This window comes from Nocardioides sp., from assembly GCF_035429765.1.
In the GTDB taxonomy this organism is placed as follows: domain Bacteria; phylum Actinomycetota; class Actinomycetes; order Propionibacteriales; family Nocardioidaceae; genus Nocardioides.
This window is the reverse complement of the sequence record NZ_DAOMFK010000167.1, coordinates 1-7060: the sequence shown is the minus strand read 5'-3', so window position 1 is coordinate 7060 and position 7060 is coordinate 1. Positions and strand designations below refer to the sequence as shown.

Below are 7060 nucleotides of genomic sequence, written 5' to 3'. Positions count from 1 at the left end.
GCTCCGGGCGGCTTCGTGCGCGGCCTGGGCGAGCAGGCGGGCCTGACCGATCCGGATGCGGCCTGCGGCGAATGCGCGGGCGCCCGTCAGCGCCGCCCGGGGGCGGTCGTCACCCGGGCAGGCGGCCTCGAAGAGGCCGAGCACCCGCTCGGCGCAGGACGCGGCCCAGCCGACCAGCTCACGCCGGTCGGCCAGGCTGCGCGACAGCGCCGAGGGGGTGCTCACCCGCCCAGTGTGCCGCACGCCTCCGGCTCAGGCCTGTCCGGCGTCGAGGCGATGGTTGGCGAGGAGGACCGCGTCGGGGTCGACCTGCGCCCGGATCCGCCGAAGCCGCTCCAGGTCCTCGGGGGCGAAGGCCGACCGCGGGTCCACGCGTCGCTCGGTGAAGTTGAGGACCGACCGTCCGCTGGACCAGGGTGCCAGCGCCTGCTCGAGCGCGTGCGCGTCGGCCAGGGCGGCGCCGGCCAGCTCCGGGGTCGCCGCGATCCCCACGAAGAACCCGGCGTAGCGACCGTCCAGCGACGCCAGGGCACCGCCGCCGGGGTGGGGGCGGCCCAGGGCGCCGCCCAGCTGGCGCAGCTCGGCCGCCAGCAGCGCTGTGCGGGTGCCGTGCCCGACCTGCTCCAGGAGCGCCGTGACGGCGGCGTCGGGCAGCTCGTCGAGGACGACGGAGCCGGCCACGCTCGGCGTCGGGCCCTCGGGGTCCATGTGCAGCCGCGCGAGTGCGCTCGCCGGGACCCGGGCGAAGGTGTCCATCTCCGGCTGCAGCTCCCTGAGCGGCGCGAGCAGGTCGGTGGCCGTGGCGTCGTCGGTGAGGAACGCGCCGTCGATGACCACCAGCTGCCGGCCGCGCAGGAAGTCCGGCAGCTCCGGCATCGGCGGGAAGCTCATCACCCGCAGCGACGTGGTGACCTCGTCGGGGGCCTCGGCGGACCAGCGGGCCCAGGCGCGGACCACGGGCTCCGCGTGCGTGCGGTCCCACAGCAGCATGCCGGCGAAGGCGTCTCGGATCGGGTGGAGCCGCAGCTCCAGGGCGGTCACCAGCCCGAAGTTGCCGCCTCCCCCGCGCACCGCCCAGAACAGCTCCGGGTGGGTCTGCTCGTCGGCGCGCACCAGGGAGCCGTCGGCGAGGACCAGCTCGACCGCAGTGACGCTGTTGCAGGCCAGCCCCAGCGTGCGGGCGTACCAGCCGAGTCCACCGCCCAGCGAGTACCCCGCCACGGCGACGTCGGGCGAGCTCCCGTGCAGGGCCGCCAGTCCGTGTGCCGCGGCGGCCTCGACGACGTCGGCCCACAGGGTGCCACCGAGTACCCGTGCGGTCGAGGACTGCGGGTCGACGCTCACGCCGGTGAGCTCGGACATCCGCACGACCACCACGTCCTCCAGGGAGCCCTCGGCCAGGGTGGCGGCCGCGTGGCCGGTGCTCTGCGGTGCCACCCGGAGTCCGGCGCGGGCCGCGGCGGAGACCACCTCGGCGGCCTGCTGGGCGGTGCGGGGCAGCGCGACGGCGGCCGGCCGCTGGTCGACGGCGACGTTCCAGGGGGTGCGGGCAGCGTCGTACCCGGCGTCTCCGGGCAGGTGGACCTCCCCGCCGCACAGCCCGCGCAGGGCTTCGGCGGGGGCGGTCGACGGCGGCTGGTCGAGGGGGGTTTCGAGGGTCATGGTGTGGTTCCTCCTGGGTGTGATGGGACGTGGAGAGCGGAGAGCTGTGGAGAACCCGGCAAACAGCGACGGGTCGGGCGGAAAACAGCGACGGGTCAGCGCATGGCCAGGGCCTCCAGGGCCATGGTCATCCCGGGCACGGGGAGCCGAGAGACCTCCACGAGGGTCGTCGGCGGACGGGCACCGAACTCCGCAAGCCGCTCGACGAGGGTGTCGCGGACCGCCAGGGCGGCCTGCATGTCGGTGGTGTACAGACGCAGCTGGGCCAGGTCGCCCGGCCCGAGCCCGGCGCCGGCGAGGACGGACTCGAGGTTCGCCATCGCGAGCGCGAGCTGGGCGGCCGGGTCGTCCTCGTGGAGCAGCCGGCCCTGCGCGTCCAGCGGTCCCTGCGCGGCGATCGTGAGCACGGCCTGTGGGGCGGTGCGCAGCTGTCCCTGGTCGAACCCGAGGTCCTGGGACCAGGCCGGGGGGTTGACTCCGGTGCAGTCGGGAGTGGTCACGCCGACGATCATGGCCTGCCGGCGCCTACGCCGCGATCCCATTACGGACGGGACTTCCCGCCCCTGCTCCCCGGGTGGGCACCGACCCCCCACACTTGTGGGATGGCACCGGCCCGGGGAGTTGCCCCACACTGTGCGGTAGTGGCAGCCCAGCCGCCCGTCCAGGGAGAGTCGTGAACCGAGCACTGACCGCCGAGCGCGTCCGCCGTGACGTCGAGGTCGTGGCGCACGCCGGGCTGGACATCGACACCTTCCTGGGGGAGGCCGTGGAGTCCCTCCAGCGGGCGGTGCCGCACGTCGCCGCGTGCCTGGCCACCGCCGACCCCAGCACGCAGCTGCTCACCGGCACCCGTAAGTACGGCGACCTCCACGGCAACGACGACCACGACCACGAGTGGGGCCTGGTCGAGTACGGCACCTGCGAGGAGAGCGCGTTCCTCGAGCTCGCGCGCACCGGTCGGGACGCGGCCGCCGTGCACGAGATGACCGGCGGGCAGCCCGGGCGCTCCCCGCGGCTGAGCGGGCTGATCACCCCCGTGTACGGCTACACCGACGAGCTGCGGGCGGTGATGCGCGACGGGTCCCAGGTGTGGGGCGGAATGGCGCTGTTCCGTGGCCCCGACGCGCCCCCCTTCGGGGCAGAAGAGGTCGCCCTGGTGGGCTCGCTGTCCGCGGCCTTCGCCGCCGGCGTACGCGCGGGCCTGCTGGCCCGGCTCGCCTCCTCCGCTCCGGCCCCGGTACCCGCCGGGCCGGTGGTGCTCATCGTGGGTGCCGACGACCAGGTGCGCCAGACCAGCCTCGGTGCCGAGGAGCGGCTCGCCGAGCTGGTCAGCCCCCGGTTCGGCGCGGCGGCCACCGGCATCATCGCCTCGCTGGTCGGAGCCGCCCGCCGCTACGCCCGCGGGGAGACCGACGTCCCGCCGCGCAGCCGCGTGCGCACGCGCGGCGGGATGTGGCTGGTGCTGCACGCGACCCCGTTGACCTCAGCCGGGGACGGACCGGGCGGTGACGTGGTGATCACCATCGAGGAGGCCCGGCCGCCCGAGATCGTGCCGCTGGTCGTCGCCGCCTTCGACCTCACCCCGCGCGAACGCGACGTGACCCAGCTGGTGCTGCAGGGGGTGGACACGAAGGAGATCGCGGCGACGCTGCACGTGTCCACCTACACCGTGCAGGACCACCTGAAGTCCGTCTTCGACAAGGCCGACGTGCGCAGCCGGCGTGAGCTGATCGCGCGGATCTACTTCGACCAGTACGTCCCTCGTATGGGCTCCGAGCTGGGCCCGTCGGGGTGGTTCACCGCAGGGTGAGCAGTTGCCTGGTCGGGCCGGGCGGCGTTGGCTGGGGGCATGACGTCACGTTGGTGGGTCGGACTCACCGTCGGGTTGCTGGTCTTCCTCGGGGTGAGCGCCGTGCCCAGCGGCCTGGTGATGCTGGTGGGCGGCACCGAGGTGTTCCCCGAGCAGTGGGTGGAGGACTTCCCGCTCATCAACTCGCTCGTGCTGCCCGGGCTGGTGCTGCTGCTCGGCTTCGGGCTGGGGTCGCTGGTCGCGGCGTACGGGCTGTTGCGCCTGCCGCACTGGGCGGCGCTCGGCTTCGCCGAGCGCTGGACCGGCCGGCACTGGTCCTGGCTGGTGACGGTCCTCATCGGCGTCGGCCAGGTCGTGTGGATCGGCCTCGAGCTCGTCTACCTGCCCGGGCTGTCCTTCCTCCAGCCGCTGTACGGCACGGTCGGGCTCCTGCTCGTCCTGCTGCCGCTCACCCCCGCCGTGCGCCGGCACTGCCGGATGGCCCACTGAGCCCGGCAGGGGTCACTGGACGGTGAAGGTCCGGTCGTCGGTCATCGGCGTGCCGCCCTCGCCTCCGGACGGGTCGTCCTCGCTGATCTCGACGGTGTACACGCCGGGGCGCAGGCGCACCCGGAAGGAGAACGGCGAGAACGTCATGCCCTCGCTGGTCATCGTGTGCCCGCGGCGCACCACCCGGCCGTCGGCGTCGAGCACCCGCCAGGGCACGTTCGCCTCGAAGGCGGCCGCCTCGCCGGTCACGGTGACCGGTGAGGCCGTGGTGGCGCCCTCACGCGGGGCGTCGAGGGTGACCAGGCTGCGGACGTCGAGCGGGTCGGCCCGGCCGACCGGCTTCGTCCACGCCACCGCACCCCACAGCTCGCCCGCGGGCTTGCCGGCGATGAGCAGGAGCACGCGGTCGGCGGGGTCGGTGCTCTGCGTCACCGTGTAGACCAGCTGCTGGATCATCAGCGCGGCCCCCTCGGAGCCGATGTTCGCGGTGCGGGCGTCGGTCGACAGGTTCACCCGGACCACCGACCCGCGCCTGGTGACCCCCAGCACCGTGGTGTCGGGGTTCCACGGGGAGACGTAGTCCGGGTCCTCGGGTCCGGAGATCATCGCCCGGACCGCCGCGCTCGCCGGGTCAGCCGCGTCCAGGTCGCGGATCTCCCGGGTCAGCCGCAGGCCTGCCCGGGTGTCGGTCAGGTAGTACACGCCACCGGCCACCGGTGCCTCGGTGGGGCTTTCGGACGGGGACTGCGACGCCGTGGGCGACGCCGACTCGGACGCGGAGGACGACGGGGAGGTGCTCGTCGAGTCGGACGGCTCGGTGGTGCTGGTGCCGTCGGAGCCGCACCCTGCGGCCAGCACCAGCGACGCGGCCGCGAGCAGGCCGAGGACCCGCGGCCGGGTACGCCGCGACGTGGTGGGCAACGACATGGGAGCCAGCCTCCTCGGGTGGCCCGCGCGCCCGGACCGTCCGGGCCCGGTGGCCTCCCCTCTTTCGAGTCTGCCACCGTGCCCGGCGGATCCGGGGACCCGGGCCGTGGCGTCGTGGTGGCCGTCGTCGCGCCCAGCAGCCGGTGCCGGGCCGCCCGGTGGCCGGGCCGAGAGGGTGCCGGGGCCGCTGGTAGCGTCCGAGCCATGATCTTCGGGTCCCAGACGGTCAGCGTCGAGCGAGTGCTGCCCAGCCCTCCCGAGCCCATCTTCGACATCCTGGCCAACCCCGCCCGGCACGCCGAGATCGACGGGTCGGGGACGGTCCAGCGAGCCCGCTCGGCCGGACGACGGCTCCAGCTCGGCGACTCCTTCGGGATGGACATGAAGATGGGCGTGGGCTACTCCACCCGCAACGTGGTGGTGGAGCTGGAGGAGAACCGGCGCATCGCGTGGCGGACGCTGGCCGCCGCGCCACTGGACAAGTTCTTCACCGGCCGCACCTGGCGCTACGAGCTCGAGCCGGTCGAAGGGGGCACGCTGGTCCGGGAGACCTGGGACCTCTCCACGGAGCGCTGGCCCAGCCGCCCGGTGGTCCGCCTGATGATGTCCTCGACCACGCGGGAGAACATGGCGCGCACCCTGGAGCGCCTGGAGCAGGCCGTCGCCTGAGGCGCCTCAGCCCGCCGGTTGGGCGATATCGACCATCCAGCCGGTGCCGAACCGGTCCACGAGCATGCCGAACTCGTCGCCCCACATCTGCACCTCCAGAGGTGTCACCACCGTGCCGCCTTCGGCGAGCGCGGAGTACCAGCCCCGCAGCTGCTCGGCGTCGTCGCCGCTCAGGCTGATGGTGATCGATGAGCCCGGGGTCAGCTCCATCTCCGGAGGCGTGTCGGAGGCCATCAGGGTGAACCCGTGCGGCGTCTGGAGCATCGAGTGCATCACCAGGTCGGCGATCGGTGAGCCGGCCTGGCCGAACTCACCGAACGTGGAGACACTCAGCTCGCCGCCGAGGACGGACCGGTAGAACTCCATCGCCTGGCGGGCGGTGTCGCGGAAGCTGAGGTAGGGGTTGAGTCGGGATGCCATGAGGACCTCCGGGATCGACGGATCCCGGCAGCCTAGTGCGGGCCGCCGACAGGAGCGAGGGCCGAGCGGGGCCGACGGGGCCGACGGGCGGGGTCGGCCTCGGTGGCGTCAGACAGCGGCCGCCAGGGCGGCGTACTCCTCGTCGGTGAGGGAGAGCCCGGCGGCGGCCACGTTGGCCTCCAGGTGGGCTACCCGGGAGGTGCCCGGGATCGGCAGCATCACCGGGGAGCGGCGCAGCAGCCAGGCCAGCGCGAGCTGGGCGGGGGTGGCTCCCTGCCGGCGGGCGGCCTCCGCCAGTGGGCCGCCGTCCGCGGCGAGCTCCCCGGTGGCGAGCGGGAACCACGGGATGAAGGCCACGCCGTCCTGCTCGCAGTGGTCGAGCAGCGGCTCGGCGTCACGGCGGGCGAGGTTGTAGAGGTTCTGCACCGACGCGATCGGGGTCACCTGCTGGGCGGCCTGCAGCTGATCCACGCTCACCTCGGAGAGCCCGATGTGCCGGATCTTTCCCTCCGCCCGCAGGGCGGCCAGCTCCCCGACCTGGTCCTCGAGCGGGAACGCCGGGTCGATGCGGTGCAGCTGGAAGAGGTCGATGCGCTCGAGGCCCAGCCGGCGCAGGCTCATCTCGACCTGCTGGCGCAGGTACGCCGGCTGCCCGAGCATCGTCCACACCCCCGGGCCCTGCCGGGTGAAGCCCGCCTTGGTGGCGATCACCAGCTCCTCGGGGTAGGGGGCCAGCGCCTCGCGGATCAGCTCCTCGCTGACGGAGGGACCGTAGGAGTCCGCGGTGTCGATGAAGGTCACGCCGAGCTCGACCGCGCGTCGCAGCACTGCCCGCGCCTCCTGCGGGTCGGCGGGCGGACCCCAGACCCCGGGCCCGGTGATCTGCATGGCGCCGTACCCGAGACGGACCACCGGCAGGTCGCCGCCCAGGGAGAAGGTTCCGGACGCTGCGGCGGGGGTGTCGGTCACCCCGCCACCCTACGGGCCAGCAGTTAGTACGGTCCCAACGCGGGGTCGTGGGGCCTCCCGGACCCCGCGTTGGGACCGTACTAACTCGGCGGGGGGGCAGGCGTGGGAGGCCAG

General features: G+C 74.0%; 9 protein-coding genes. 3 read left to right on the top strand and 6 right to left on the bottom strand.

Going from position 1 to position 7060, the window contains the following annotated elements; all coding sequences use genetic code 11:
* The 3 genes from PLP61_RS13315 to PLP61_RS13305 all read right to left on the bottom strand — a co-directional run.
* Positions 1-225 (bottom strand): putative immunity protein (locus PLP61_RS13315; RefSeq protein WP_349769228.1); only part of this gene is annotated, 225 nt, incomplete at its 3' end.
* Positions 226-252: 27 nt separating this feature from the next.
* On the bottom strand, positions 253-1662 hold the full coding sequence (locus tag PLP61_RS13310; RefSeq protein WP_324503221.1) for an FAD-binding oxidoreductase: 1410 nt from the start codon (positions 1660-1662) through the stop codon (positions 253-255).
* Positions 1663-1757: 95 nt separating this feature from the next.
* Complete coding sequence (locus PLP61_RS13305; protein WP_324503220.1) at positions 1758-2162, bottom strand: Rid family hydrolase; 405 nt, start codon at positions 2160-2162, stop codon at positions 1758-1760.
* Between the two features lie 173 nt (positions 2163-2335).
* Here PLP61_RS13305 and PLP61_RS13300 point away from each other — a divergent pair, with 173 nt between their 5' ends.
* A complete protein-coding gene (locus PLP61_RS13300) occupies positions 2336-3472 on the top strand; it encodes a helix-turn-helix transcriptional regulator (RefSeq protein ID WP_324503219.1) in 1137 nt (378 codons plus the stop codon).
* 39 nt (positions 3473-3511) lie between these two features.
* The gene (locus tag PLP61_RS13295) at positions 3512-3961 is read left to right on the top strand and encodes a hypothetical protein (RefSeq protein ID WP_324503218.1); all 450 of its coding nucleotides are present in this window, start codon (positions 3512-3514) and stop codon (positions 3959-3961) included.
* Between the two features lie 12 nt (positions 3962-3973).
* Here PLP61_RS13295 and PLP61_RS13290 read toward each other — a convergent pair whose 3' ends face one another.
* Positions 3974-4888: a Gmad2 immunoglobulin-like domain-containing protein gene (locus PLP61_RS13290; RefSeq protein WP_324503217.1), complete on the bottom strand. Its 915-nt coding sequence runs from the start codon at positions 4886-4888 to the stop codon at positions 3974-3976.
* Between the two features lie 204 nt (positions 4889-5092).
* On the opposite strand from PLP61_RS13290, the gene PLP61_RS13285 reads away from it, so the two are divergent.
* On the top strand, positions 5093-5557 hold the full coding sequence (locus PLP61_RS13285) for an SRPBCC family protein (RefSeq protein ID WP_324503216.1): 465 nt from the start codon (positions 5093-5095) through the stop codon (positions 5555-5557).
* A gap of 6 nt (positions 5558-5563) precedes the next feature.
* Here PLP61_RS13285 and PLP61_RS13280 read toward each other — a convergent pair whose 3' ends face one another.
* Both PLP61_RS13280 and PLP61_RS13275 read right to left on the bottom strand, forming a co-directional pair.
* Entirely contained in the window at positions 5564-5977 is a 414-nt protein-coding gene (locus PLP61_RS13280; RefSeq protein ID WP_324503215.1) for a VOC family protein, read from the bottom strand.
* A gap of 108 nt (positions 5978-6085) precedes the next feature.
* The gene (locus PLP61_RS13275) at positions 6086-6946 is read right to left on the bottom strand and encodes an aldo/keto reductase (RefSeq protein ID WP_324503214.1); all 861 of its coding nucleotides are present in this window, start codon (positions 6944-6946) and stop codon (positions 6086-6088) included.
* Between the last annotated feature and the right edge of the window lie 114 nt (positions 6947-7060).

Bases quoted from the DNA above. Each gene is read 5' to 3' on its own strand.
- PLP61_RS13290 (WP_324503217.1), bottom strand. From the start codon at position 4,888: ATGTCGTTGCCCACCACGTCGCGGCGTACCCGGCCGCGGGTCCTCGGC.
- PLP61_RS13285 (WP_324503216.1), top strand. From the start codon at position 5,093: ATGATCTTCGGGTCCCAGACGGTCAGCGTCGAGCGAGTGCTGCCCAGC.
- PLP61_RS13295 (WP_324503218.1), top strand. From the start codon at position 3,512: ATGACGTCACGTTGGTGGGTCGGACTCACCGTCGGGTTGCTGGTCTTC.
- PLP61_RS13310 (WP_324503221.1), bottom strand. From the start codon at position 1,662: ATGACCCTCGAAACCCCCCTCGACCAGCCGCCGTCGACCGCCCCCGCC.
- PLP61_RS13280 (WP_324503215.1), bottom strand. From the start codon at position 5,977: ATGGCATCCCGACTCAACCCCTACCTCAGCTTCCGCGACACCGCCCGC.